22 protein-coding genes are annotated in these 25,429 nt (G+C 56.9%); 5 read left to right on the plus strand and 17 right to left on the minus strand.

The window, feature by feature from the left end; translation table 11 throughout:
• Positions 1 to 58 precede the first annotated feature (58 nt).
• The gene (locus J7J49_RS04465; protein ID WP_215090524.1) at positions 59 to 979 is read right to left on the minus strand and encodes a PHP domain-containing protein; all 921 of its coding nucleotides are present in this window, start codon (positions 977 to 979) and stop codon (positions 59 to 61) included.
• Positions 980 to 1,122: 143 nt separating this feature from the next.
• Between J7J49_RS04465 and J7J49_RS04470 the strand changes: the two genes are divergently transcribed.
• Positions 1,123 to 1,422, plus strand: coding sequence for a YciI family protein (locus J7J49_RS04470; protein ID WP_215090526.1), 300 nt, complete (start codon positions 1,123 to 1,125; stop codon positions 1,420 to 1,422).
• 158 nt (positions 1,423 to 1,580) lie between these two features.
• Positions 1,581 to 3,605, plus strand: a complete 2,025-nt coding sequence (mnmC, locus tag J7J49_RS04475) for a bifunctional tRNA (5-methylaminomethyl-2-thiouridine)(34)-methyltransferase MnmC2/FAD-dependent 5-carboxymethylaminomethyl-2-thiouridine(34) oxidoreductase MnmC1 (protein WP_215090528.1) — start codon at positions 1,581 to 1,583, stop codon at positions 3,603 to 3,605.
• Positions 3,606 to 3,614: 9 nt separating this feature from the next.
• On the opposite strand, the gene J7J49_RS04480 is transcribed toward mnmC, so the two are convergent.
• From J7J49_RS04480 to ccmA, 13 genes are all read right to left on the minus strand, one after another.
• Positions 3,615 to 3,890, minus strand: coding sequence for a YheU family protein (locus J7J49_RS04480; RefSeq protein WP_064235814.1), 276 nt, complete (start codon positions 3,888 to 3,890; stop codon positions 3,615 to 3,617).
• The gene (gene ligA, locus J7J49_RS04485; RefSeq protein WP_215090530.1) at positions 3,890 to 5,923 is read right to left on the minus strand and encodes an NAD-dependent DNA ligase LigA; all 2,034 of its coding nucleotides are present in this window, start codon (positions 5,921 to 5,923) and stop codon (positions 3,890 to 3,892) included. Before ligA ends, J7J49_RS04480 begins: the two co-directional genes overlap by 1 nt.
• 181 nt (positions 5,924 to 6,104) lie before the next feature.
• A complete protein-coding gene (zipA, locus tag J7J49_RS04490) occupies positions 6,105 to 7,931 on the minus strand; it encodes a cell division protein ZipA (RefSeq protein WP_215090532.1) in 1,827 nt (608 codons plus the stop codon).
• Between the two features lie 517 nt (positions 7,932 to 8,448).
• Positions 8,449 to 11,943: a chromosome segregation protein SMC gene (gene smc, locus J7J49_RS04495; protein ID WP_215090534.1), complete on the minus strand. Its 3,495-nt coding sequence runs from the start codon at positions 11,941 to 11,943 to the stop codon at positions 8,449 to 8,451.
• Between the two features lie 24 nt (positions 11,944 to 11,967).
• Positions 11,968 to 13,206, minus strand: a complete 1,239-nt coding sequence (gene ccmI, locus J7J49_RS04500; RefSeq protein ID WP_215090536.1) for a c-type cytochrome biogenesis protein CcmI — start codon at positions 13,204 to 13,206, stop codon at positions 11,968 to 11,970.
• The gene (locus J7J49_RS04505) at positions 13,203 to 13,673 is read right to left on the minus strand and encodes a cytochrome c-type biogenesis protein (RefSeq protein WP_064235819.1); all 471 of its coding nucleotides are present in this window, start codon (positions 13,671 to 13,673) and stop codon (positions 13,203 to 13,205) included. Before J7J49_RS04505 ends, ccmI begins: the two co-directional genes overlap by 4 nt.
• Positions 13,664 to 14,191, minus strand: coding sequence for a DsbE family thiol:disulfide interchange protein (locus J7J49_RS04510; RefSeq protein WP_064235820.1), 528 nt, complete (start codon positions 14,189 to 14,191; stop codon positions 13,664 to 13,666). The genes J7J49_RS04505 and J7J49_RS04510 overlap by 10 nt, the downstream gene beginning before the upstream one ends.
• Entirely contained in the window at positions 14,188 to 16,197 is a 2,010-nt protein-coding gene (locus J7J49_RS04515) for a heme lyase CcmF/NrfE family subunit (RefSeq protein WP_215090538.1), read from the minus strand. Before J7J49_RS04515 ends, J7J49_RS04510 begins: the two co-directional genes overlap by 4 nt.
• A 45-nt stretch (positions 16,198 to 16,242) precedes the next feature.
• On the minus strand, positions 16,243 to 16,752 hold the full coding sequence (gene ccmE / locus J7J49_RS04520) for a cytochrome c maturation protein CcmE (protein ID WP_007111490.1): 510 nt from the start codon (positions 16,750 to 16,752) through the stop codon (positions 16,243 to 16,245).
• Positions 16,749 to 16,940: a heme exporter protein CcmD gene (gene ccmD / locus J7J49_RS04525; RefSeq protein ID WP_064235822.1), complete on the minus strand. Its 192-nt coding sequence runs from the start codon at positions 16,938 to 16,940 to the stop codon at positions 16,749 to 16,751. The genes ccmE and ccmD overlap by 4 nt, the downstream gene beginning before the upstream one ends.
• Positions 16,940 to 17,707 carry a heme ABC transporter permease gene (locus tag J7J49_RS04530; protein WP_215090540.1) on the minus strand — a complete coding sequence of 256 codons (768 nt, stop codon included), beginning with the start codon at positions 17,705 to 17,707 and terminating at the stop codon, positions 16,940 to 16,942. Before J7J49_RS04530 ends, ccmD begins: the two co-directional genes overlap by 1 nt.
• Positions 17,708 to 17,721: 14 nt before the next feature.
• Positions 17,722 to 18,390, minus strand: coding sequence for a heme exporter protein CcmB (gene ccmB, locus J7J49_RS04535; protein WP_231896862.1), 669 nt, complete (start codon positions 18,388 to 18,390; stop codon positions 17,722 to 17,724).
• A gap of 101 nt (positions 18,391 to 18,491) precedes the next feature.
• Entirely contained in the window at positions 18,492 to 19,112 is a 621-nt protein-coding gene (gene ccmA / locus J7J49_RS04540; RefSeq protein ID WP_215090542.1) for a cytochrome c biogenesis heme-transporting ATPase CcmA, read from the minus strand.
• Positions 19,113 to 19,309: 197 nt separating this feature from the next.
• On the opposite strand from ccmA, the gene J7J49_RS04545 reads away from it, so the two are divergent.
• Together J7J49_RS04545 and J7J49_RS04550 are read left to right on the plus strand one after the other, a co-directional pair.
• Positions 19,310 to 19,690 (plus strand): LexA family protein, encoded by a 381-nt coding sequence (locus J7J49_RS04545; RefSeq protein WP_251048143.1) that lies wholly within the window; start codon positions 19,310 to 19,312, stop codon positions 19,688 to 19,690.
• Positions 19,690 to 20,307 (plus strand): IMPACT family protein, encoded by a 618-nt coding sequence (locus J7J49_RS04550; protein ID WP_215090544.1) that lies wholly within the window; start codon positions 19,690 to 19,692, stop codon positions 20,305 to 20,307. Before J7J49_RS04545 ends, J7J49_RS04550 begins: the two co-directional genes overlap by 1 nt.
• Positions 20,308 to 20,472: 165 nt before the next feature.
• Here the strand turns inward: J7J49_RS04550 and J7J49_RS04555 are convergent, their stop codons facing one another.
• The 3 genes from J7J49_RS04555 to J7J49_RS04565 form a co-directional block, all read right to left on the minus strand.
• On the minus strand, positions 20,473 to 21,795 hold the full coding sequence (locus J7J49_RS04555) for a sodium ion-translocating decarboxylase subunit beta (protein ID WP_064235827.1): 1,323 nt from the start codon (positions 21,793 to 21,795) through the stop codon (positions 20,473 to 20,475).
• 26 nt (positions 21,796 to 21,821) lie between these two features.
• A complete protein-coding gene (oadA, locus tag J7J49_RS04560; RefSeq protein WP_064235828.1) occupies positions 21,822 to 23,660 on the minus strand; it encodes a sodium-extruding oxaloacetate decarboxylase subunit alpha in 1,839 nt (612 codons plus the stop codon).
• Positions 23,661 to 23,751: 91 nt separating this feature from the next.
• Entirely contained in the window at positions 23,752 to 24,009 is a 258-nt protein-coding gene (locus tag J7J49_RS04565; RefSeq protein WP_215090546.1) for an OadG family protein, read from the minus strand.
• A gap of 147 nt (positions 24,010 to 24,156) precedes the next feature.
• Here J7J49_RS04565 and J7J49_RS04570 point away from each other — a divergent pair, with 147 nt between their 5' ends.
• Complete coding sequence (locus tag J7J49_RS04570; RefSeq protein ID WP_251048144.1) at positions 24,157 to 25,194, plus strand: tRNA dihydrouridine synthase; 1,038 nt, start codon at positions 24,157 to 24,159, stop codon at positions 25,192 to 25,194.
• Positions 25,195 to 25,429: the final 235 nt, after the last annotated feature.

Consider the following 25,429-nt stretch of genomic DNA (forward strand, 5'->3'; position numbering starts at 1 on the left):
CCTGTCCGTAGGCTCTATGCATAAAGCACTCATATAACACAGTGTAAACGTTAGCGAATCATCCCGCTGCAAGCGTGCCTGCTGGCGCCTCACGCAGATGCACCAAACGCGGATGCTGCCAGATTGGGGGCGCCGCCGTGCGCGGAATCAAACTCATACTGCCGGGCGCGGCATGACTGCCGGGAAAGTGAAAATCACTGCCCATGGAAGCGTACAGCTCGCGTTCCACTAGCTGACGCGCCAGATCACGGGTACTGTCCGGGTTCTGCTGGCCGCTGACCAGCTCTACGGCTTGCCCGCCCGCCGCTTGGAAAGTATCCATTAACAGGCCCCGCTTGCGCCGGGTTAAGCCATGGCGCAGTGGATGGGCAATCACGGCCACACCGCCGGAATCGACAATCCAGCCCACCGCTGCGCTGATTTCCGGCCAGTGGGCTTTGACATCGCCCTTTTTGCCGCTGCCCAAATAGCGCTTGAAGGCGCTGGCCCAGTCAGGCACCACACCTTCCGCCACTAGCGCACGGGCAAAGTCCGGGCGGCCTAGCGGGCGGTCGCTGCCCGCATGCAGTCGCGCTTTTTCCAGGGCGTTAGATAAACCGACTTTTTCCAGTCTTTCCGCAATCACGGCTGCTCGCTGAATGCGCGCTTCACGCTGCTGAATCAGGCCTTCTACCATTGCCCCCTGCAGCCCGCCAGGCATTAGCGCCACCACATGGATATTGACCCCCTGCCAGCGTGTGGATAACTCACAGCCGGGGATAAGACACAGCCCTGCTTGCTCCGCCGCGCGGCCCGCTTCTTCAATGCCGTCCATGGTATCGTGGTCGGTGAGCGACATGTGCGTCAGCCCACGCTCGAAGCACAGCGTCACCAGTTCGGTGGGCGATAGCGCGCCATCGGAAGCGGTGGAGTGCATGTGCAAATCAACCGGGTAGCGTTGATCGGCATCAAAAGTAGTGGGAAGTCGAGGCATAAGCATGACGCCGTGTGGCCAGTTTGTCAGAATGCGTTTTTCAGCTGTGAATAAAGCCTTCGCAATGGGTAAGATATGGTGCGCGCTTATGCCAGTGCGGTCAATTAGCGGTCACGATGCATCCTCGTTCAATCAAGGAGTTAACCCCCATGCTGTATGCCATTATGAGTGAAGATGTGCCCAATAGCTTAGAGCGTCGCCTGTCTGCTCGGCCCGACCATTTAGCGCGCCTGGAAGCGCTGCGCGATGAAGGCCGCCTGGTACTGGCTGGCCCCCACCCCGCCATCGACGCTGAAAACCCCGGCGATGCAGGCTTTTCCGGGAGCTTGGTGGTGGCGGAATTCGATAACCTGGAAGACGCCAAGGCCTGGGCCGATACCGACCCTTATATGATTGCAGGGGTGTATGCCAAGGTTATTGTTAAGCCGTTCAAGAAAGTTTTGCCTTGACCTCAATAGGCGAGTGTGGAGGATCCGTATGCTTTTACACAGAGCCTGTGGAAAACTCTGTGCAAACCCGGCGGACGCTTTGCGCTAAGCCAGAGATAACGCCAGTGCCGACAAATTGATCATTTTTTAACCACCTGTTCATCAATACGGATACCCGCGTGACCCAACGTTCGAACGCCTTGCCTTCGCTTGCGGCATTAACCACGCCCGCGCTTACCTGGAACGAGGGCGCCCCCCACGCAACCGCCTTTGATGACATCTACTTTACCCGTGGCGATGGGCGCGCAGAGACCGAACATGTGTTTCTGGGCGCCAACCACCTTCCTTGGCGTTTCGCTGCCTGGGAAGCCTCGAGGCCCTTTGTGATTGGTGAAACAGGCTTTGGCACCGGGCTAAACATGCTCTGCGCCTGGGCCTGTTTCGAGCAACATGCCCCGCCTTCTGCACGGCTGCATCTGTTATCCACAGAGAAGTTTCCCCTAGCGCTTGGCGCCCTTGAACAAGCGCTAGCGAGTTGGCCCTCCCTCGCCAGTTATGCACAGGCACTCTGTGCCCAATGGCCCGCCGCCGTTAGCGGTATTCACCGCCTGCACTTAACCGAGCGCGTCACCCTGGATCTACATTTCGGCGACACCACCGAGCGCCTGGAACAGTTAGACGGTCTAGTCGACGCCTGGTTTTTAGACGGTTTTGCGCCGTCTAAAAACCCCGATATGTGGCAGCCGGAACTGTTTAACGCCATGGCCGCCCGTTCACGCCCCGGTGCAACGTTCGCCACGTTTACCTGCGCAGGCATCGTTAAGCGGGGCTTGAAAGCGGCAGGTTTTAACTGGAAGAAAGTACCGGGCTATGGCCGCAAGCGGGAGATGCTGGCAGGCAGTATCGAAATGCCGCCAGCGGATCAGCGCCGCCAATCAACGCCCTGGTTTACGCCGCCGCCTGCGGCTTCAGCGAAGCACGTTGTCGTCGTCGGCGCCGGGCTAGCGGGAAGCAGCATGGCGGCGGCGCTGGCGCGGCGGGGGGTTAAGGTAACCGTAGTAGAGCGCGAAGCCCCCGGCGCGGGTGGTTCAGGCAATCGCCAGGGTGCGCTGTATGTAAAGCTAGCGGCTGAGACCAACCACCAAAGCAGGGTTTATCTCGCTGGCTTGCTATATAGCCAGCGCTGGCTTTCGCAGCAGCTATTCACACAGTCGTTATCCACAGCTCCTTTATGGCAGCCCTGTGGCGTGGTGCAGTTGGCGAGTAGCGTTAAAGAGGCGCGTCGCCAGCAGCGCTTTATCGAACAGCACCCGCTGCCCGGCGAGGTGGTTACCGGCATGGAAAACCCGGCGCTATCCAAGACGGCGGCCATGGCCATTGACGCCCCTCACGGGCTTTATTATCCACAGGCGGGCTGGATGAGGCCCAAGGCGCTGTGTGAGCATTTACTTCAGCAGCGAGGCATTACTTTTCTACAGGGCGACGTTAGCTCACTGACCCAGTTAGATGACGGCTGGCACCTTAACTTAGCCGATGGCAGCACGGTCGAGGCGGATCAGGTGGTGATTGCCAGCGCCCATTTGGCCAACTGCTTCGCGCAAACGGCGGCGCTGCCACTGCAGTCAGTGCGTGGTCAGATTAGTGAATTACGACTACCCGATGAAGTAGCAGGCCCTAAGCGAGTGGTGTGCGCCGGTGGCTATGTGGCGCCTGCTCTGGAGGGTGTTCTGACCTTTGGCGCCAGCTTTGTGCCCAATAACGCGACGACTGAAATCACCGCCGACGACCACCAGCGTAATGTCGATGAGCTGCGCCAGACGCTGCCCGCCTTGGTAGAGGAGTTGGAACAGGCAGGCATCAAGCTAACGCCGGAATACCTTAAGGGCCGTGCCGCTGTGCGGGCAGCAAGCCCCGACAAAACCCCTTACGCGGGGCCGGTACCGGTGGCAGCGGCATGGCGCGCTGACTATGCATTACTCAGCAAAGACGCCACCCGGGTGGCAGATACGCCAGGTGAGCACTACCCCGGCCTGTGGATATCCACCGCCCACGGCTCGCGGGGATTAGCCAGCGCGCCGCTATGCGCCGAGGTCATTGCCTCACGAATGTGCGATGAGCCAATGCCACTGGAAGCGCCGCTGGTGGATCATCTGCACCCAGGACGACGCATTATCAGCGCGATTATTCGTGGCGAGAACGCCTAGCAAGAAGGATTAGATATCGCCCTCTTCCTCGTCGTCGGCGATATCGCGGCCAAAAGAACGCCACCGCGCCAGCGTCATCACTTCGGTCATCTCCAGCTCAAGGTCATGGGCGATGATCAGCTCATTACGCTCTAGCTGCTGTTTCAGCTCGGCTACCCATCCGTGCATACCCTCGCCGGTGGTATCAGTGGTGTCGTAGCCCTGGCGGGTCACAAACGCCTCTAACAAGGCATTGAGGGTATCCGGCGGCAGCATTCTGGCGGGTACTTCAATAAAACGGCTCATTAGCGCTGCTCCCACTCTGCTAAACGTTCAATAAAGGTGGCTTCGTCGACGACTTCCACGCCCATCTGTTCGGCTTTAGTGAGTTTACTGCCCGCCGCTTCGCCAGCGACCAGGCAGGTGGTTTTTTTCGAGACGCTGCCCGCCACCTTGGCGCCCAGCGCCTGCAGGCGCGCCTTGCCTTCATCTCGGGTCATACTTTCAAGTGAGCCGGTAAGCACCCAGGTTTGGCCTTCCAGCGGCGTGGGGCCCTGGGTGACTTCCGCCTCTTGCCAGGTAATGCCCGCGTCAATCAACGCGGCGATGGTTTCCTGGTTGTGCGGTTGGCGGAAGAAGGTATGCACATGGGCGGCGACAATCGGGCCGACATCGTTAACCGCTTCCAGCGCTTCCAACTCTGCGGCTTGAATGGCGTCTAAAGTACCAAGGTGATTGGCTAGGTTGGCGGCCGTGGCCTCGCCTACTTCACGAATGCCTAGGGCATAGATAAAGCGTGCCAAGGTGGTCGACTTAGCGGTTTCAAGCGCGTTGACCAAGTTGGTAGCTGATTTCTCGCCCATACGCGGCAGGCTTTGTAACTGCTCGACGGTTAAATGAAACAGCGCCGCCGGGGTTTCCACCCAGTCTAGATCGACCAACTGCACGATCAACTTTTCACCCAGGCCGTCAATATCCAGCGCTTTGCGGCTAGCGAAGTGCTTAAGCACCTCTTTACGCTGCGCGGCACAATAAAGGCCGCCGGAACAGCGCGCCACCGCTTCGCCTTCAAGGCGCTCGATATCCGAACCGCACACTGGGCAGTGTTCAGGGAAAATAATCGCCTTTGCATCTGCGGGGCGCAGCTCGGTGTGCACGCTCACCACTTGGGGGATTACATCGCCGGCCCGGCGAATCGAGACTGTATCGCCGATCATGACGTCCAGGCGTTTAATCTCATCGGCGTTGTGCAGCGTGGCGTTGGAAACCGTCACGCCTGCTACGGTCACCGGTTGAAGACGCGCCACGGGGGTAATCGCCCCGGTACGGCCAACCTGGAACTCCACATCGTTAAGCGTAGTGATCTCTTCCTGGGCAGGGAACTTGAACGCCACCGCCCAGCGCGGCGCGCGGGCGACAAAGCCAAGCTCTCGCTGGTAGCGCAGATCGTTCACCTTGATCACTACGCCATCGATATCGAACCCTAAACCGTCACGCTTTTCGCCTAGCTGCTCGCAGTAGTCGGCAACAGCCTGGGGGCCTTTGACTATCTGCAGCTCTGAACTGGCACGAAACCCTAGTGTGGATAACCGCGCCATTAATTCGTTGTGAGCCGTATCGCCAAGATCCGGTTCCAAGCGTGCAGCTTGGTAGGCGTAAAACTCCAGCGGACGCTTAGCCGTAATGCGCGGGTCGAGCTGACGCAGGCTGCCCGCCGCTGCGTTACGCGGGTTGGCAAAGACCTTGCTGTCTTCTTGCCGAGCTCGCTCGTTCAGCGCCTCAAAGCCAGCGTGGCGCATAATCACCTCGCCACGGACTTCCAGCAGCGCGGGTACGTTTTTGCCCATCAGCTTTAACGGCACCGAACGCAATGTGCGCAGGTTTGAGGTAATGCCTTCCCCGGTGCGGCCATCGCCTCGGGTCGCTCCGCTTACCAGTACGCCCTGCTCATAGACTAGCGAGACGGCGGCACCATCCAGCTTTGGCTCGCAGGTAAACTCAACGTCGTCTGCGCTGCATTCAAGGCGCTCGGCCACCCGCTCGGCAAAGGCGTGAATATCGTCACGACTAAAGGCGTTATCCAGCGACAACATGGGGATCGCGTGGGCCACCGAAGGAAAGCCGTCCGCAGGGGCAGCGCCAACGCGCTGGGTCGGCGAATCGGTGGTCACCAGCTCTGGATGTTCGCTCTCCAACTGCTGTAGGCGCTGAAATTTGCGATCGTAATCGGCATCCGTGAGCGTCGGTTCATCGAGCACGTAGTAGCGGTAGTTGGCCTCGTCCAGGGCGGCCCGCAGTTGGGTAATCTCTTCCAGAGATTGAGAATCAGACTGACTCATTAGGATGGGTTCCAGTACTAGCTAAAAGCGGCAGCGAAAATGCAAAAGTTAAATTTAAAAAAGCTAAGTTTCAAAAACATAAAAATGACAAAACGTCAGCGTATTGAACAGAAACACCCGCCTTCTGGCAAGAAGGCGGGTGTTCGCGGCAAGTGCTGCTTCGTCGGTTAGTGGGCGACGATTAGCGCGCTTGCATCTGACGGTGCAGCCTATGGCGACGCTCAAACTCACGCACTCGCTGGCGGGCGAATTCGATCGTCTGGGCGGTCATCACACTACGGTTTTCGTCTTTCAGCTCACCGCCCATATGGCGTACCACGACCATGGCGGTTTCTACCATCGCTTCAAAGGCAGCGGCGCTATCAATTGCGCCAGGCAGCGGCATCAGCAGCGTGATACCCGGCGTCATAAACTCACCCATCTCTTCAATGGGGAAAGTACCCGGCTTAACCACATTAACCATCGAAAACTGCAGTTCGCTGTCGTCGCTCTCGGTTTCAAAACGATGGAAAACGCCCATCTCACTGCTGTAGCGCAAACCGCACACCATCATCAGCTCAAGCAGCTTGGTGCCATCGAAGCCTTCTGGATCACGGGAAAGAACGCTAATCACCACGACTTCTTCGGCATTGGTCAGCGTTTCTTTGGCGTGTTCACCACTAACATCGTGGCGTAAGGCTTTTTCAAGCGTTGGATGTACGCGGACTCGCTCATTCACTTCACGCTCACCTTCAGCCTCGAAGCTGTCTGCAAAATCCTCTTCGTGGACTGCATACTCACTGTTTTCGTAGCGACGCGCTTCTTCCTCTGCAGCACGTTGCTGAGCGGCAAGCCTATCTGCAGCCGCCGCACTAGCCGCTGCTTCTTCACGGGCTTGGGCCTGCTCTTGGGCGAGACGCGCACGCTCTGCATCGGCGGCTTCTTTGGCTTCACGCTTTTGCTCTGCTTCCAGTGCTTTACGCTCAGCCTTCTGTTTGGCCAAGGCTTTATCACGCACTGCTTTCTCGGCTTTTTTACGCTGTTTCTCTTTACGCCGTGCAATTAGACGACGCTTCAGCGAGCGTCCCATGCCTTCAAAGTCGACTAGGCGATATTCATCAACTTCGTCATCATCCAACTCGTCGTATTCACCCACTGTGTCAGAGCGCAACTGGCGCCGCTTAGGCGAGTGCTCATTGGCGTGCTTAGCAAACACGGCGTCTTCTGGCTCCGCCCGCAGTACAGGTTCTTGCTCAGTCTTTTTCTCAGCTATTTGCTCAGATTCTGGTTCATATTCAGGCTCAGAGCGGAGCGGTGCCGACATTTCAGTGTCTGCTTCACTGGCAGAAAGCGAGATGGCGTCAGAGGCCGCTGTTCGAGTTGCTTCAGCTTCAGCCGCCGAAGCATTGGGCGTCGCAGCATTAGTCGTCGCAACATTGGGCGTCGCAACAGAGTAAGCAGGCTGCTGAGGTACAGCTTCCTTGACTTGCGACGTCTCAATTGGCGAAGCGTCGGTCATTGAGATACTGGGCTCGCGACGCTCGTGTTCTGTCGGCGCATTATTGGCAGCATATGAAGCCGCGGCAGAAGTCACTGGCTGCTCTGGCTTAGTAGCTACGCTGGGATAAACCGCTGCGCTGGGCGCTGGTTTCGCAATTGATGCCGCTTTATCTAGTTTGCTTGCCTTATCTGCTTTTCGCTTGGCCGCTTTAGCAGAGGCTGAACGTCTAAACTCGGAAAGCACCCTAGAGGGCCCTGGATGCTCTTGACGTTCTAACTTTGGTTTATTACCTAAGCCACTATAGTCAGCGGGCTTAACAACTCGCGCACCGCCATTAGGAAGTTCCCAATTGATCTCCGCGGCTTTAGCAGCCTCATCGGGATCATCGAGCGAACTGCCGGAAAGATCTTTCTCCGCCTGATCCAGACGGGGTACGCGTCGCTGACGTTGAAGTCTCCGCACACCGTCAATAACGATGAGCGATACCAACGCCAGCCCTAAAATGATTAGCCACTCTCTTAGTTCCATGTCGAACGTTCCATGGTCGTCTTGCCGGTTGCTAAGGCACTGGGTCTAAAAAGGCATGCCTGAATTTGGATAACTGTAACTGCTATTTGATAAGTACTTGTCACCAAGCATAGCGCGATTGTGGTGAAAATGGCCAATTTTTGCTGTATTTAACGCGATTTTCACGTTTTGGCAAAATTTTGACACTGTTTGAGGCGAAGCAGTTCGACCTTAACTTCAAACAAAAGTGCCACAATCATTTGCTCTAACATCTATGATTAGCTTTATAAAGGAATCCTAGAAGCAAGAAAAGCCGTTTTGACAGCCGTCTCACCCTTCAGTGTATATTCTCTCTATAAGCCGTTTAACCATCTCAAGCGCGCTATTAGTAGGGGTAATATAGTTAAGTTGAGCGCTTTAGGACATTTTTTTACGCATTTAGCCAATAAAAGATTACCCACTTGGCGTTTGTCTCTCCCGCTTTGTCGCTCGAAATAGATTATTCAGGACTCACTCACAACACTTTCTTAGTTTTGCTTTAATCAACTAACGCCGCTGCCTCTTCAATACCCACCGAGACTAAACGCGAAACGCCTGGCTCCTGCATGGTGACCCCCATCAAACGCTCGGCGGCTTCCATGGCGATCTTGTTGTGGGTGATATAGATAAACTGAACGTTTTCAGACATTTCCTTCACTAGCCTAGCGTAACGTCCGACGTTGGCGTCATCCAGCGGCGCATCCACTTCATCCAGCATACAGAACGGCGCGGGGTTAAGCTGAAAGATCGCAAATACCAGCGACAGCGCAGTCAGCGCCTTCTCGCCGCCCGAAAGTAGATGAATTGTGCTGTTCTTTTTACCCGGCGGGCGAGCCATTATCGCCACGCCGGTTTCTAAGAGATCATCACCAGTGAGCGTTAGCCATGCAGCACCGCCGCCGAATACGCGTGGGAAAAGGGTTTGTAGCCCGGTATTCACCTGCTCAAAGGTTTCCCGAAAACGCACGCGGGTCTCCTGGTCGATTCGTTTGATCGCCCTTTCGAGGGTTTCCAGCGCCTCGGTCAACTCGGCGTGCTGGGCCTCCAAGTAATTACGCCGTTCGGCCTGCTGATCGTACTCCTCAATGGCGGCCAGGTTGATCGCCCCCAAACGACGGATTTTATCCGTGGTGCCTTCCAAGAGTTCTTGCCAACGGGTTTCCGTCGCTTCCTGGGGCAGTTGCTCGGTAAGCGTTTCAACGTTATGACCTAATTCCGCCAGTTGCTCATCCTGGGTGGCTGCTTTGAGCGCTAGCGCCTGGGCATCCATACGCCGCTGCTGTAACTGCTCGCGGCTCTGTTCCAGGTTGCGCTCGTGCTGTTGGCGGGCCAGTTCATCATTGCGCAGCTGCTCTGCCAGCCCCTGAGCCTGCTGTTTAGTGGCGTTTAAGCGTCCTTCCTGCTGCTCGCGCTGGTGAAGCAGTTCTTCGAGCTCTTCTCCTGCCAGTTCATCGGGCTCAATCAACATCTCCCGCGACTCTTCCAGCTCGGCAATCCGCAGCGCTAGGCGCTCTTCAGAGTCGCTGGAGCGCGCCTGCTGGGAGCGCAGGCTATCGCGCTCGGCACTTAAACGTTCGCGTTCAAGTGCCAACGCCTGCTGCTGCGCTTTGAGTGGAGCATGCTGCTGAGTGAGTTGTTCTCGCGCTTCGCGTTGCTGGTTGCGCTGCTCGGCGCTGGCTTCCCGCGCTTGCGCTGCACGTTCCAACTGTTCCATCGCCACGTCCCAGCGGGCGCGCTGCTCGTCGATGGTAAGCGCTAACTCTGCTTCATCCTCTTGCAACTGGGCAAGTTCAGCATCGAGCTCAGTGGCGCGACTTTCTAGATGTTCCAAGCGCTGGGCTAAACTGCGCTCTTTCACCGCCAGCCGTTGCAGGGTGGTAGCGTGGGCACGCTCCTGTTCGGCCTGCTGCTCGCGGGTCTGCTCCAGTGTTTCAATCGTCTCACTGGCAGCCTCACACTGCTCTTCCGCCAGCGCCAGCGCCTGTTCTTCACTTTCGCGCTGAGTGGTCAGTTCGGCGTAGCGGCGACGGGTTAGAAGTAGCCCATCGATACCTTCGCCGTTGGCCTGCTGGCTCAGCCAACCGCGGCCTAACCAAACCCCATCCTGGCTCACGACGCTTTCGCCAGGGGCCAGGTGCGCGACCTGCTGCTTCGCCTCTTCAGCGGTTTGCGTATAGTGAATGCTTGCTAACCATTCGCCCAGCGCCCCTGCGTTTTTTACCAAGCCATCCAGCCGCTGCCCTGATGCTGAGGCGGCAGGCGACGTTTGATCGATCAACCGCCAGTCCGTGGCTAACGCCTCGGGCAAAGCAGCCAGCTGCTCGCGCGCCACCAGACGGGCATTGAGCCAGGGCGCCAGCAGCCAGGACACCAGCGTTTCCCAGCCGGGCGCTACCTGGAGCACTTCCCCAAGCTGAGGCGCATCCGCCAAGCCATGCGCTTCCAGCGTCGTGCCAATGGCCGGATCGTGATCGGCTAAGGCGGCGTCCATTAATGCTTGCAGCGAAGCCAGCTCGCCCTGGCGTTGGCTGAGTTCGGCGCGCTGTTGATCCCGTGCCTGAGTTGCCTGCTGGTAAGCCGCTTTGGCATCGCCGTAGCGCTGCTGCCACTGGTCGCGTTGGGTCTGAAAACCTTCCGCCTGCTGCTGGGCATCGGCTAACTGCGCCTCACACACGGCGTGCTCTTCACGTAGCGCGGTAAGGTCGGCGACCTCGCTGCGCTGCTGGCGACGGCGCTGGTTTTCCGCCTGCAGGCGCGCAATACGTTGTTCAAGGTCGCGCAGTTGATCCTGGCTGCGATCTGCATCGCGGCTGGCATCTCGCCAGCGGGTTTCGGCATCGGCCCACTGCTGTTCGGCGGCTTCCAGTGCAGGAGAGGCGTCGGCCAACGCCTGTTCCAGGCTTTCAAGCTGCTCTTCCAGCGCTTCGTGTTCCGGGAGCAGATCGTCAAAGCGCTCGTCAATGGCGGCTAAACGTGCCTGATCGCCTTCACTGACCCGGCGCTGCTCGTCTAACTCGCGCCGCGCCGTGGCGATATCACTGGCCAACTGAGTTTCACGGCTACGCCGGTGGGCCTGATCCTGCTCTAAACGCGCAATCCGCGTGGTAGTTTCAAAGAACTGCTGCTGGTGGCGGTCGAGCACTTCAGAAAGTTCGTCGTGTTGTTCGCGAGCTTGCTCCAGACGGGTTTCGCACTGGCGTACGCCGAAGACATCTTTTTCAACGGCTATTTCCAATTCGCGGACACGGCTTTCTTGATGCGACTGCTCGGCACGCAGGGCGCGCCCACGCAATAGCGCCAGCTCACCCTTAAGTCGATACTCCTGCTCTTTCAGATCTTGGTAGCGCTTGGCGGCTTCGGCCTGACGCTTGAGGCGCTCTAGCTGTTTATCCAGCTCTTCGCGTATATCGTCAAGGCGTTCCAGGTTTTCCTGGGTGCGCCGCATGCGGTTTTCGGTTTCCCGGCGGCGCTCCTTGTATTTGGAGATCCCCGCGGCCTCTTCAAGCGTTGAGCGCAGGTCGTCGGGGCGGGCTTCGATCAGCCGCGAGATCATGCCCTGACCGATAATCGCGTAGGAGCGCGGCCCAAGGCCGGTACCCATAAACAGGTCGGCGATATCGCGGCGACGGCACTTCTGACCGTTAAAGAAATAGTTGGACTGTCCGTCCCGGGTGACCAAGCGCCTTACGGCAATTTCCGCATACTGGGCATAGACACCGCCCATACCGCCATCGCGATTATCGAATTTGAGCTCTATAGAGGCTTGGCTAATCGGTTTACGGCCGGTGGAGCCGTTAAAAATAACGTCGGCCATGGATTCGCCGCGCAGGGTTTTGGCGGAGGACTCCCCCATTACCCAGCGCACGGCGTCAATAATATTGGATTTTCCACAGCCATTAGGACCCACAATGGCGGTCATATTGCCATCAAAGGGCACCGTGACGGGATCCACAAAGGACTTGAACCCGACTAAGCGAATCGACGTTAAGCGCATACCGAGGCGACGTTCCCGTTGCGGTTATTCAAAAACACGGTTAATCACCACTTCAACCGCTTCACCTTCGTCGATCGGCCCTACGCTGACGCTCTCAAGGTCACCAAACAGATCCCCAGGCTGGGGCGTCGCCTGGCCGGAGGGAGAAACGCGTACCACCAAGCGCGCTTCACGTACCTGGGAGATCTGCGCCTGGGGCGACATAGCAGCGCTGTCGTCTAGGGTCACCGTCATGGGCAGCTCAGATACCTGCGCACGCACCACGGCAAGCGGCGGCAACTCGCCCTCAAGATCGCGGGCAGTGATAAACACCGTGTCGTTAACGCCAACGCGCCCGGCGAGTTCTTCGTCTAATGCAACGCGAACTCGAATGCCATTGCCCTCGGCAATGGCCTCTTCAGGTTCTATGCCCATACGTTCCTGAGCCACACGAATACCCTCGCGTAGCGAGGCAACCGTGTTGGGATCTTCGATATTGGCAATCGCTCGGCGCCAGTGATCAATGGCCTGTTGGTAATCGCCGTTATCAAAGGCGTTAACTCCCAGTAGGCCTAACACCGTGGGCTGGCGGGGATCCTGTTCCAGCGTCTCATCGACCAGTGCCTGCACTTCGTCGGTAAGCTCGCGTTCGGCCATAAAGAAACGAATTTGCGCCAACTGAGCGAGCAGCGGCGGAATGCGCCCTTCAATCTCAATCAAACGCTCCAGGGCGTTCACGGCCTTGGGCATTTGCCCGGTTTCGCGGTAGAGCGGAAACAGTGTGCTCCACACATTGGGATTATCCGGCTGGCGCTCGGCCTGCTCCTCCATGCGTTCGATATACATGGCGAGCGATCCTTCAGGGTCGTTCTGCACTTCTTGTTGCACGGCCAGTAGCACCAGGTCGCCCTCAGCGCCCTTGTGCTGGTACCAAATGACGCTTACGGCCACCACAGCGACCATGACCAGTGGCACGACAATTCGGCCGGCGCTGGCTGTTTTTAACGGCCGACGCTCGCGAAATGCGGTGTCTTCCAGCAGGCTACGCTCAAGCTCGAGGCGGTCTTCTTCAAAACGTGCGGCATCAATATCACCGCGCTCCTGGGCCGCTTCCAAGGACGCCAGACGGCGCTTAAAAATCGCTACGTTCTGCTCCGCGGAGGTGTCGTTGGCTTCAAAATCGCGCTGCTGGTCATGCAGTGCACGCGCGTTTCTTAGCGGCGACACCAGCAGCCACAGCGCGGGAACCAGTAAAACGGCAATCGCAATCCAGAGCAGCGTCATGAAGACCTCTTACGGTTAGTCAGCGCTTCTATACGCTGGCGCTCTTCGGGGCTCAACGCTTTAGCAGAGGCGTTGCGGCGGGCACGGATCATCAGTACGACCACAACAGCGCCCAGCAATACCAGGCCGATGGGCAGGCCCCAAAGCAGATAGGTGCGGCTCTCTAAACGCGGGTTGTAGAGAATATATTCGCCAAACCGCTGCACCATGTGATTGATGATTTCGATATCCGACTGGCCGTCTTGCAGCAGTTGATAAACGCGGTCGCGCATATCGGCTGAAATAGGGGCGTCGGAGTCATTGATCGCTTGGTTCTCACACAGCGGGCAGCGCATGGAGGCGGTCAAGTCGTGATAACGCTTCTCCGTGACCGGGTCGTCAAATTCACGTAGTTCAATGCCGCCCGCCATTACGCCAAACGCCATGACTAGCAGTAGTAGCGCTGTTAGGGTTCGCATTAGCGCCATTTTTCCACCTCCGGCAGAATCCGCTCGCGCACGTCTTGGGGCGACACGTAGCCTTTATGGTGATAGCGAATCACCCCGTCGGCGTCGACCAGGAAAGTTTCCGGCGCACCGTAGACGCCGAGATCAAAGCCTAGCTCACCTTCTGGGTCGAAAATATTCACCTCAAACGGGTCGCCAAATTCGCTGAGAAACTGCATGCCCTTCTCACGGGTATCGCGGTAGTTAACCCCAATCATGCGAATGCCGTGGTCAGCCAGCTCCAGCAACTGCGGCATCTCCTGCTTACAGGCGGGGCACCATTCGCCCCATACGTTTACCAGGGTCACTTCACCCTCTAACAGCGTTTGGTCGACGCGGCGATTCTCATCACGTAGCGTGGCGGCTTCAAAGGGCGGGAACTCCCGCGCCATCAGCGCTGAATCACGCTGGGAAGGATCCAGCGAAAGGCCCTGGTAAAAGAACAGTGCCAGACCTAAAAAACAGAGCGGCAGCAGTAATAACAGCAGTCGTCGCTTCATGCCACTGCCTCCCGCGCGCTATCGCCCTTGCTGGTCATATTGGGCGCTTCACGGGTTACCGTGGCGCGCCGATAGCGCTTGTCGAGCACCGCCAGCACACCGCCGAACGCCATCAGCAGCGCACCTAGCCACAGCCAGCGAACAAATGGCTTGTACTGCACTCGCATCGCCCAACTGCCATCGCCAAGGTTTTCCCCCATGGCTACATAGAGGTCGCGGAACAGCCCTGGGCGCAGCGCTACTTGGGTCATTGGCATACCGGTGGCCAAGTAAAGGCGTTTTTCAGGTCGCATGGTAAAGCTGCGGCCTGACTCGCCCCGCTGAACCTGAATGATCGAGGTGTCAGCCAGGAAGTTAGCCCCGCGACGCTCGGTCAACTCGGTCATGGTGAACTGATAACCGGCTACTTCGACCGTGGTGCCCGGCGACATACGCACATTGCGTTCAATGTTGTAGTTGGATACCACGGCAACACCGACGATAGTGACCGCAACGCCGACGTGACCCAACACCATGCCCCAGTAAGCCAGGGAGAGCTTGCGGACACCGGCAACAAACGAGCTGGCGTGGCGGGTTTTGTCGAACACATCACGCACCATGGGCAGCACAATCCAGAGTGCAGCGACAATGCCCAAGGAGACAAATAGGTTCCACTCTCCGCGATACAGTAGTGGCATCAATATGCCCAGCACCAGGGCAGCGACGCCTGCCAGCCACAGTTTACGGATCAGATCCCGCGCCGCCATGCTTTTCCAGCGCGTTACCGAGCCTAGCCCCATAAAGATGCACATCACCACGGTGAGCGGCACAAACAGGGCATTAAAATAAGGCGGGCCTACGCTGATTTTCCCCAACCCCAGAGAGTCCAAGATGAGCGGATAGACGGTGCCCAGCAGCACGGTGACGGTCATGATCACCAGGAAGATATTATTGACCAGCAGCAGCGCATCCCGGGAAAGCCAGTTAAAGCCGACTTTATGGCTTACCCGCGGTGCGCGTAGGGCAAATACCAGCAGCGACAGCGTTACCGTAATGGCCAGTAGCATCAAAATAAAGAAACCGCGGGCAGGATCGTTGGCAAACGCGTGTACCGAGGTCAGCACCCCAGAGCGCACCAGGAAAGTACCCATCAGCGATAGCGAAAAGGTCGAGATCGCCAACAGTACGGTCCAGCTTTTAAACGAACCACGCTTCTCGGTGACCGCCAGCGAATGCACTAGCGCGGTTCCCGTCAGCCAGGGCAGTAGCGAGGCGTTTTCGACCGGATCCCAGAACCACCAGCCTCCCCAGCCAAGCTCGTAATAGGCCCACCAGCTGCCCAACGCAATACCCACGGTTAGAAACGCCCAGGCCAGATTTGTCCAGGGCCGTGCCCAGCGCGTCCAGGCCGCATCTAAACGCCCGCCCATTAGCGCGGCAATAGCGAAGGCAAAGACCACGGAAAAGCCCACATAGCCCATGTAAAGCATCGGCGGATGCACGATCAACCCGAAGTCTTGCAGCAGTGGGTTAAGGTCGGCGCCATCCTGAGGCATGTCGGGCAGCAGCCGCTCGAAGGGGTTCGATGTGATCAGAATAAACAGCAAGAAACCGACGCAGACCATGCCCATCACGCCCATCACGCGCGCGACCATATCCCGCGGTAAGTTGCCGGTGAACAGGCTAGCCGCAAAGCCCCAGCCCGCGAGCATAAAGCTCCATAGCAGCACCGACCCTTCGTGGTTGCCCCACACGGCGCTGAACTTGTAGTACCAGGGCAGCAGAGAATTGGAGTTGTTGGCCACATTGGCCACGCTAAAGTCGTCGAGCATGTAGCTGGCGGTCAAACAGGCGTAGGCAATAGCAATAAATACAAACTGCCCCACCGCCATGGGTTGACCGTAGGCCATCCATAGTGGTCGCCTTGTCGCCGCACCGGCCAACGGCATCACCGCCTGCACCATCGCCATCAGCAGCGCGATGATAAGAGCAAAGTGGCCAATTTCAGGGATCAGTTTAATAAGCATGAGTGCTCCGCATAAGGCTTTGTTGCCAACCCTGGATGACGAAAACTAGTATTCGCTTGCCTGGGGTACGCCTTCTTCGTCCAGGCGTTTGCCCACCTCAGCGGCTTTGGCTTGGTAGTCGGCCGGCGAGTAGCCCGCTTCTTCTAGCGCCTGAGCGACTTCTGGGGGCATATAGTTCTCGTCATGACGGGCGAGCACTTTGTCGGCATACAAACGACCATCCGCCTGAAGTTCACCCACTACCACCACGCCTTGGCCTTCACGGAACAGATCAGGCAGGATCCCGCTGTAGTAGACCTCCAGGTCATCGACGTAATCGGTGACGGTAAATTCGACGTCCAGGCTCTCTGGGTCACGGGAAACCGACCCCTCTTTGACCATGCCGCCGGCGCGAATCTGCCGCTCCATGGGCGCATCGCCCTGGGCGATCTGCACCGGGCTAAAAAACAGATTAATGTTCGCACGTAGCGCGTATAGGGTTAGTCCCACGGCAATCGCTGCCAACGACACAAGGCCCAGAATAACAAACAGTTTCTGTTTACGTTTAGGCGTCATTGGGCACTCCCCCTCGCTCTGTTTTCGCGTCTTGCGCGACGCTTTAAGCCTTTCAGCAGTTGGCGTTGCTCTGCACGTGCATGCCAAACGATGGCGAGCAACAGCAGCGCGGTAACGCCCCATGCAGACCATACATAAGGCGCGTGGCCACCCATGGCGAGAAATTCGGAAAATGAGGTAAATGCCATTAGCGGGCCTCCTCTGCCTCTACGTTCACCACCTGGCCGTTAACCAGATCCTGTACCCAGCGCTTGTTAGCTTCACGGCGCAGAATCTCACTGCGCGTGCGCATCAACGTTAAGGCGATAAAAAAACTGTAAAAACCCAGCACCATAATCACCAGCGGCAACCACATCTCGGTCGGCATGGTCGGGCGCGACGTCAGGGTAAAAGAAGCGGGCTGGTGTAGGGTGTACCACCAATCCACCGAATATTTGATAATGGGAATATTAATCACCCCCACCATGGCTAGCACCGAGGCAGCCCGTGAGGCGCTATCGCGGCTGGTGAACGCGCCACGTAGAGCAATCACGCCCAAATACAAAAACAGCAGTATCAGCATGGAGGTCAGTCGGGCATCCCACATCCACCAGGTTCCCCAGGTGGGCACGCCCCACACGGCGCCAGAGAAAAGCGCTACAAAGGTCATAGCTGCGCCAAGAGGAGCCATCACCGCGGCTGCCATATCAGCCACTTTGATTTTCCAGACCATAAACACCAGTCCAGATACCGCCATGGCGATAAAAATGGATTGGGCTAAAAAGGCTGCTGGCACATGAACGTAAATAATCCGGAAACTATTACCTTGCTGATAATCCGCCGGAGCAAACGCCAGCCCCCACAGCGAGCCAACAACCAATAACAGTACCGCCGCTGCCCAGAACCAGGGCTGCAGCTTGGCGCTAATGGTGTAGAACCACTTGGGTGATCCCAGTTTATGTATAAAGGCCCACATAGCGTGTCCTGTCCTTAACCGTTGATACTGATACGCAGCGATGCGGCAATCGCCCACGGCGCCAACATGAGTGAGGCGGCGAGCAGCGCGCCCAGGATAGCCAGATGGGCAGCGACGCCGTCTCCGAAAATGGCCGCCTGCACCGCGCCGGCGCCAAAAATAAGCACCGGGATATACAGCGGTAGCACCAGCAGCGAGAGCAGCACCCCACCCCGCGCCAAGCCGACGGTTAACGCCGCCCCAATCGCGCCAATCAAACTCAAGCTGGCCGTGCCCAGAGCAAGCGACAGCGCCAGCACGGCGTAGCTACCCGCGGGCAGCGCCAGCATAATACCCAATATCGGCGCCATCAGCGCCAACGGTAGGCCTGTCAGCAGCCAATGCACGGCCACTTTGGCTAAACTCAGCGCGGCTAACGGCTGCGGCGCCAATAGCAGTTGCTCCAGACTGCCATCGTCATAATCGCTACGAAACAGGCTGTCTAATGAAAGCAGCGCGGCTAACAGCGCCGCTACCCACAGCAAACCTGGAGCAATTACTGCTAACAGCTCAGGGTCGGGCGAAATCGCGATCGGAAACAGCGTGATCACCAGAGCGAAAAACACCAGCGGATTGAGCACTTCGCCACGGCGTCTCAGCAACAGCGTTAAGTCACGCACGAGCGTGGCCTTCACTGCGATCATCAAGCCACCTTTATGCTCACGCAGTGGCACTGCTAGCACCTGCGAAGTGGTATCTGAACCTTGTGAAGAGCTGTGTACAGAGCTGTGCAACCCTTTCTCCTTTACCCCAGGGATATTCGTCTCAACAACGGTGAGGCGGTTAATTCATGGTGTGTCGTTACCAGCACGCACCCCCCTGCTTGAGCGTGGGCAACAAGCTGCCTTTCTAGCTCAGCGACGCCGTGGCGATCTATCGCGGTAAAAGGTTCATCCAACACCCAGAGAGACCGTGGCGTTAGCGTCAAGCGTGCCAGCGCCACGCGACGCTGTTGGCCTGCAGAAAGTTGCCCCGCAGTCACATCTTCAAAACCTGCCAGGCCAACCCGCTCAAGGGCATCCAGGCGCTGTCCCTCATTACCGTTTTCCCCGCTTAGGGCCTGATACCATGCCAGGTTTTCTAATGGGGAAAGCCCTAACTTAATGCCAGGGGCGTGCCCTAAATAGAGCAAGTTAGCGAGGAAATGTTCACGCGCCTCTTTCATCGCAGCGCCATTCCAAAAGAGCTCGCCCTGATAGTCACTGAGCTGCCCGGAGAGGATTTTTAGCAGGCTGGTTTTACCACTGCCATTAGGGCCCTCAATACGCACAACTTCACCACTGCAAATATCCAGATCCAAGCCTTCAAATAGCCAACGATCATCGCGTTCACAGGCAAGCTGTCGGGCTTGTAGACACAGGCTCAAGCGTCTCTCCAGGCATATTGATTTCGCGTCGAACTCTACACGTAAAGCCCCTTTCTCGCCACTCACACAATGCGGCGCTGGGTCGCAGCGTGATCTCCATCAAGGAGTGTTAAGACTAATTACTGCTAGCACTGTATGCAAAAACAGGTCTACAATGAAAACCACTGTATGAAAGAACATGCAATGGAGATTTCCTCATGACTCTATCGATGGCAGCACCTACCGCTCCGTTCGGCCGTAGACAACCTGCACCACGTCCATACGCGATGGCGCCTAGCGTTACCCGACGTAATACCTATGCGCTCAAAGTGCGCGGCAATGCATTGTGTGATTGCAACTTATTCGATGGCGATGTCATTATTATCCGGCGCTATCAACACGATACCCAGACAGAAACAGCCGTTGCCGAAATTAACCAGCAAACAATCGCCTTGAAGCAGCTCTCGATCAGCCGCTTTGGCGTAGAGCTATGGCCAGAGGATACTCAGCAGCCAGCGCTTTTTTTGCATAACCGGGATATTCAGGTGCTCGGCATGGTAATGGGTGTGAAAAGTGAGACTACCTTCACGGAGCATTAATGCGCTATCGGGTTCCCGAGTTACCCCCTACATCATGGCATACGGCTGACACCGAAGTAGAAAAGAGCCAATTTATCACCTGGGTCTGCTACGCCCCAGATATCCAGGCATTCACTAACCTGCTGAATGCTGCAAAAACCGCGCACCCTAATGCCAGCCACCACTGCACTGCCTATATTGCCGGGCCACCTGGCGAGCAAAACCTGATTGGCTTTTCCGATGATGGCGAGCCAGGCGGCACCGCTGGCCGTCCCATGTATCAGGTTCTCCAAGGTAGTCAACTTGGCCAGATCGGCTGTGTGGTCATTCGTTATTTTGGCGGCACCAAGCTGGGTACCGGAGGCTTAGCCCGCGCCTACGCCCAGGCGGTTAGCCATGCCCTAGAGACGCTACCTACCCGTGAAGTAGTCGAGCGAGACACCTATACCCTGCGACTCACCTTTGCCAATGAAGCGATTGCCCGCGCCTGGTGCGCAGAGCGCGATATCCCTATTGAGCAAGCCGATTACGATGGCGATGGTGTGCGCCTAACCATTGGCTGGCCACGGGACTGCCCACTTGACCTTGCCCCACTAGAAAACCGCTTAAAGAGTGCTATCGACATTCTCACTGACTAGATAGCCCATCGAAACAGCCCATCGAAACAGTCCATCGAAACAGTCCATCGAAATAGCCCACCCATAAAAAAACGCGACATACCGAACGTATCAGCATGCCGCGTTCTGTCATTCACTATTAACAACCCGTTTTTAAATCCAGCTATTAAAACCAGTTTTGAACGGTTAACCCAAGTATTTAATCATCACCCCAGCAGCTACCGCCGAACCAATGACCCCTGCCACATTGGGCCCCATGGCGTGCATCAGCAGGAAATTATGTGGGTTTGCCTCGAGCCCCACCTTGTTGGCCACGCGCGCGGCCATCGGCACAGCGGACACCCCCGCAGCGCCGATCAAAGGGTTGATGGGCATTTTGCTGACTAAGTTCATTAACTTGGCCATCAATACCCCGGCGGCCGTACCAATGCCAAAGGCGACAATCCCCAAACCTAATATCCCCAGGGTCTCAAACGACAGGAAGCTATCGGCCATTAGCTTTGAACCTACCGATAGACCTAGGATAATCGTGACAATATTGATCAGGGCATTTTGCGCGGTATCCGACAAGCGCTCTACCACACCGCACTCACGCATCAGATTACCGAAGCAGAACATGCCCAGCAGCGGTGCCGCATCGGGCAGAAACAGCGCCACTAGAATCAACAGCACCAGCGGGAAGACCACTTTCTCCAGCTTGGAGACCGGCCGCAGCTGGGTCATCTTGATCTCACGCTCTTTCTGGGTGGTCAACAGACGCATAATCGGCGGCTGAATCAGAGGCACCAACGCCATATAAGCGTAGGCAGCCACGGCGATAGCCCCCAGCAGCTCCGGCGCCAGCACGCTGGATACGTAGATAGAGGTCGGGCCATCGGCACCGCCAATAATACCGATGGCGGCGGCCTGATTAAGCGAGAAGTCCATGATCCCCATCGAGCTTAGCACCACAGCGCCAAACAGGGTGGCAAAAATACCAAACTGAGCGGCCGCACCTAAAAATAGCGTGCGCGGGTTGGCCAACAGCGGGCCGAAGTCGGTCATGGCGCCTACGCCCATAAAGATAATCAGCGGAGCAATACCCGAGGCAATCGCGACATTGTAGAAGCTATAGAGCATGCCATCGCCGTAGCCAACGCCCACGGCAATATCACGCGCAGCGCGCAGTTGGTCGGGGGCCGCAGCATCGTGTGCGATGGCGTGCAACGACTCCCGCCAAACGTCTGCGTTCGATAGCGGATCAAGGCTTGCACCCAGCGCCGCCGCCATCTGCTGCAGTACCGCAGGCTTGGCCACCTCAATGGCCTGGTCTAGCGCTGAAATGGCCAGCCCAGCCTCAGGAATATTGGCGAGAATGCCGCCAAAACCAATCGGCACCAGCAGCAGCGGTTCAAACTTCTTATAGATCGCCAAGTAGAGCAGCAGTAGCCCCACTACCATCATGACCGCCTGGCCAAGCTCAAGGTTATACAGCCCAGAGCCTTCCCATAACGTTACTAATTTATCCATTACTTTTTATCCATTACCGGGGGCCCTTAGAGCTCGATCAACGTGTCGCCTACGACAACGCTGTCGCCTTCGCTGACGTTAACCTTAGACACAGTGCCCGCGCTGCTGGCTCGCACTTCGGTTTCCATTTTCATCGCTTCAAGGATGATTACCACATCCCCTTCGGCGACTTTGTCGCCAGGGCGGACATTGACCTTGAAAATATTGCCCGCTAACGGCGCATCGATGCTGTCTCCACTACCTTCACCACTGCCTTCACCACCGGAAGCAGGCGATTGCTCTTTGGGTGCGTCAGTAGTGGCTACCGTTTGCTCTTGCACCTCGCCTAGCTCGCCACCTTCAGACACTTCCACCACAAAGGCTTTGCCGTTGAGCTTAACGGTATAGGTTTCAGGGCCGCTGCTAGCAACTGGCGCGCTGCTTTCCACCTTGGCAGGTGTCTTTTCAGCGCTTGCTTCAGCGGCTTGAGGGACAGGCTCAAAGGCATCAGGATTGTCGCGGTTTTTAAGAAACTTAAGACCAATCTGCGGAAACAGCGCATAGGTCAGCACATCATCCACTTCGCGCTTACCTTCGGCTAGACGAATGCCCTCAGTGCTGGCTTTGTCTTTCAGCTCAGCGGCCAGCTTGTCCATTTCTGGTGAAAGATTGTCTGCCGGGCGGCAGGTGATCGGTTCGCCACCTTCCAACACGCGCTTTTGCAGCTCGGCGTTGAAAGGCGCAGGCGCCGCGCCATATTCGCCCTTGAGCAATGCCTGAACTTCTTTGGAGATCGATTTGTAGCGCTCGCCCATCATCACGTTCATTACCGCCTGGGTGCCCACAATCTGCGAGGTGGGCGTCACCAGCGGGATAAAGCCAAGGTCTTCACGAACGCGAGGAATTTCGCTTAACACGTCGTCTAGCTTATCGCCTGCGCCCTGCTCCTTGAGCTGGCCTTCCATATTGGTCAGCATGCCACCCGGCACCTGGGCAATCAGGATGCGCGAATCAATACCGCGCAGCGAGCCTTCAAAAGCGGCGTATTTCTTGCGCACTTCGCGGAAGTAGCCGGCAATGTCTTCCAGCAGCTCAAGATCCAGACCGGTATCACGGCCGGTATCTTTCAACATTGCCACCACAGACTCGGTGGGGCTGTGGCCGTAGGTCATCGACATGGACGAAATCGAGGTATCAACATTATCAATACCCGCTTCCACTGCTTTCAAAATGGTCGAAGTAGAAAGACCAGTGGTGGCATGGCAATGCAGGTGCACCGGAATAGACAGCTCTTTTTTGAGCCGGGTGACCAAGTCGAACGCCGTGTAGGGCGTCAATAGCCCCGCCATATCCTTGATAGCCAATGAGTCTGCGCCTAAACCGGCAATCGTTTTGGCGAGATCAACCCAGCTATCCAGGGTATGTACCGGGCTCACGGTGTAAGAAATAGTGCCCTGGGCGTGGCCTTCCACGTTACGCACTGCCTGAATGGCGCGTTCGAGATTACGCGGATCGTTCATGGCATCAAAGACACGGAAGACGTCGACGCCATTGGTTTTCGCCCGCTCGACAAACTTATCGACAACGTCATCGGCATAGTGGCGGTAGCCCAGCAGGTTCTGCCCACGCAGTAGCATGGCCTGCGGGGTATTGGGCATAGCCTCTTTTAACGCGCGAATGCGCTCCCACGGATCTTCACCTAAATAACGTATGCAGGCGTCATAGGTTGCTCCACCCCAGGTTTCCAGCGACCAGTAGCCAACACGATCCAGCTTTTCGGCGATCGGCAGCATATCGTCCAGACGCATGCGCGTGGCAAACAGCGATTGATGGGCATCGCGCAGCACGACATCGGTAATGCCTAGAGGGCGTTTAATTTCGTTCATGGTTTTGGCTCACAGTAGAGAGTTGTAAGTTTGTAGTAAAAATAACAAAAAAATAGCCAAAAGAGGGCTGAAATGGAAAAAATTGAGAAAGTTAGCGACGCCGTGTTGAACGGTAACGGTGCACTGCAGCACTGATAACGGCCATGACCTCGTCACTTTGCGCAGAAGGGGCCGAAGACTGCGACGTTTTTTTACCCGTATCAACAGCGACGGGGACGGGTTGGAAACGCCCGATTAGCTTCGACATCAGCGTGACGCTAATAACCAAAACAGTAAGAAAAACAAACACTACGCCCATACCGAGCGCCATCAATGCTAACCCATCTTGTAATAGTTCTTGATCCTGCATAAGACGCTCTCCTTTCTTAAAGTACCGTTCAAGTACTGTTTTACGCACATCATTCTGCCAATACGACGAAAGGCGCTTGGCGCAGTAAGGGGAATACACTAACCTGCCACACCCAGAATAGAATGCAATGGCGCGATAGTGGAAGTCATGGTTGTTAATTTACTACAAAACGGCAGAATCGGCCTAGCCCCTAAAATTGGTCTAGCCCCTATGGAAGGCGTGATCGACGCACTGACTCGTGATCTGTTAACCCGTCATGCTGGGTTCGACTGGACGGTCACCGAGTTTGTCCGCGTTGTTGATGCCCGCCTGCCACCCAGAGTGTTTTATAAGCACTGCCCCGAACTTACGCAACCGCCTGTAGCAACACCAAGCGGAATTCCGGTGCATTTACAGCTATTAGGCTCTGACCCAGCCGCCTTGGCCGCCAACGCGCGCCAGGCGCTTAGCTTAGGCGCAGTGAGCGTCGACCTTAATTTCGGCTGCCCTGCTAAACTGGTTAACCGGCACGATGGCGGCGCTTCGCTACTCCGCCAGCCTGATCGCGTCTATCAAGCAGTTAAAGCCGTTCACGACGCTTTAGACGGAGAAATCCCGGTAACCGCCAAGATTCGCCTGGGCTTTGCCAATCGTCGCTTAGCGGTTGCCTGCGCTCAGGCCACCGAAGCGGGAGGCGCTGCGCAGCTAGTGGTGCATGCGCGCACCCGAGACGAAGGCTACCGTCCACCGGCTCACTGGGAGTGGATCGGCAAAATTCGCCGTCAGGTGAGCATTCCGGTTGTCGCCAATGGCGATATTTGGACACTGGAAGATTACTGGAAGGCTCGCACGCTGTCAGGGTGTCGCGATGTGATGCTAGGGCGTAGCGCACTGGCCGACCCTTGGTTGGCGCCACGTATCCGCCACTGGCTGCAAACCGGCGAGCGTCTGCCTGAAAGCAGTTGGGCAATGCGCGCCAACGTACTCAAAGAGTACGCCGCACTTCAGCGTCAACAGCTACCAGACCGCGTCGTCGTCTCCTTAGTAAAGCAGTGGCTCGCCCAAATGCGCCAAGGCAGTAGTGAAGCCGAACAGAACTTTCAGCGCGTGAAGCGGCTCACCGAGCTGGATCAACTCCTCGACAGCCTTGTTGTTGTTGAACATGTTGATGAACATGTCGATGAACAGCACGCCACACTGGCTTAACTGCTTTCGATCACGCTCGTCCAATTAGCAGGCAAAAAAAAGCGCCCTACCGCAAAGCGGGGGCGCTACACACGATCGCAAGACCGGGGTGCGAGCCTTAGCCGGTCAGGCTGGAAATAGATGATTAGGCTGGAAACAGGTAACAAGACTGGAAGCGGACGGTCAAACCGGAAACAGAAAACCCGCTCTCTATAAGAGAGCGGGCTTTGGAATCTGGCGCGCCCGGGAGGATTCG

This window comes from Halomonas sp. ISL-56 (assembly GCF_018612805.1).
GTDB lineage: Bacteria > Pseudomonadota > Gammaproteobacteria > Pseudomonadales > Halomonadaceae > Vreelandella.

What these genes read in the sequence shown, in the direction of transcription:
- J7J49_RS04470 (WP_215090526.1), top strand. Translation starts at nt 1,123, where the DNA reads ATGCTGTATGCCATTATGAGTGAAGATGTGCCCAATAGCTTAGAGCGT.
- smc (WP_215090534.1), bottom strand. Translation starts at nt 11,943, where the DNA reads ATGCGCTTAACGTCGATTCGCTTAGTCGGGTTCAAGTCCTTTGTGGAT.
- J7J49_RS04465 (WP_215090524.1), bottom strand. Translation starts at nt 979, where the DNA reads ATGCTTATGCCTCGACTTCCCACTACTTTTGATGCCGATCAACGCTAC.
- ligA (WP_215090530.1), bottom strand. Translation starts at nt 5,923, where the DNA reads ATGAGTCAGTCTGATTCTCAATCTCTGGAAGAGATTACCCAACTGCGG.
- ccmI (WP_215090536.1), bottom strand. Translation starts at nt 13,206, where the DNA reads ATGACGCTGCTCTGGATTGCGATTGCCGTTTTACTGGTTCCCGCGCTG.
- J7J49_RS04530 (WP_215090540.1), bottom strand. Translation starts at nt 17,707, where the DNA reads ATGTGGGCCTTTATACATAAACTGGGATCACCCAAGTGGTTCTACACC.
- J7J49_RS04555 (WP_064235827.1), bottom strand. Translation starts at nt 21,795, where the DNA reads ATGGATAAATTAGTAACGTTATGGGAAGGCTCTGGGCTGTATAACCTT.
- J7J49_RS04505 (WP_064235819.1), bottom strand. Translation starts at nt 13,673, where the DNA reads ATGGCGCTAATGCGAACCCTAACAGCGCTACTACTGCTAGTCATGGCG.
- zipA (WP_215090532.1), bottom strand. Translation starts at nt 7,931, where the DNA reads ATGGAACTAAGAGAGTGGCTAATCATTTTAGGGCTGGCGTTGGTATCG.
- ccmD (WP_064235822.1), bottom strand. Translation starts at nt 16,940, where the DNA reads ATGGCATTTACCTCATTTTCCGAATTTCTCGCCATGGGTGGCCACGCG.
- J7J49_RS04550 (WP_215090544.1), top strand. Translation starts at nt 19,690, where the DNA reads ATGCGCTATCGGGTTCCCGAGTTACCCCCTACATCATGGCATACGGCT.
- J7J49_RS04515 (WP_215090538.1), bottom strand. Translation starts at nt 16,197, where the DNA reads ATGCTTATTAAACTGATCCCTGAAATTGGCCACTTTGCTCTTATCATC.
- J7J49_RS04480 (WP_064235814.1), bottom strand. Translation starts at nt 3,890, where the DNA reads ATGAGCCGTTTTATTGAAGTACCCGCCAGAATGCTGCCGCCGGATACC.
- J7J49_RS04570 (WP_251048144.1), top strand. Translation starts at nt 24,157, where the DNA reads ATGGTTGTTAATTTACTACAAAACGGCAGAATCGGCCTAGCCCCTAAA.
- ccmB (WP_231896862.1), bottom strand. Translation starts at nt 18,390, where the DNA reads ATGATCGCAGTGAAGGCCACGCTCGTGCGTGACTTAACGCTGTTGCTG.
- ccmE (WP_007111490.1), bottom strand. Translation starts at nt 16,752, where the DNA reads ATGACGCCTAAACGTAAACAGAAACTGTTTGTTATTCTGGGCCTTGTG.
- J7J49_RS04565 (WP_215090546.1), bottom strand. Translation starts at nt 24,009, where the DNA reads ATGCAGGATCAAGAACTATTACAAGATGGGTTAGCATTGATGGCGCTC.
- oadA (WP_064235828.1), bottom strand. Translation starts at nt 23,660, where the DNA reads ATGAACGAAATTAAACGCCCTCTAGGCATTACCGATGTCGTGCTGCGC.
- J7J49_RS04545 (WP_251048143.1), top strand. Translation starts at nt 19,310, where the DNA reads ATGACTCTATCGATGGCAGCACCTACCGCTCCGTTCGGCCGTAGACAA.
- J7J49_RS04510 (WP_064235820.1), bottom strand. Translation starts at nt 14,191, where the DNA reads ATGAAGCGACGACTGCTGTTATTACTGCTGCCGCTCTGTTTTTTAGGT.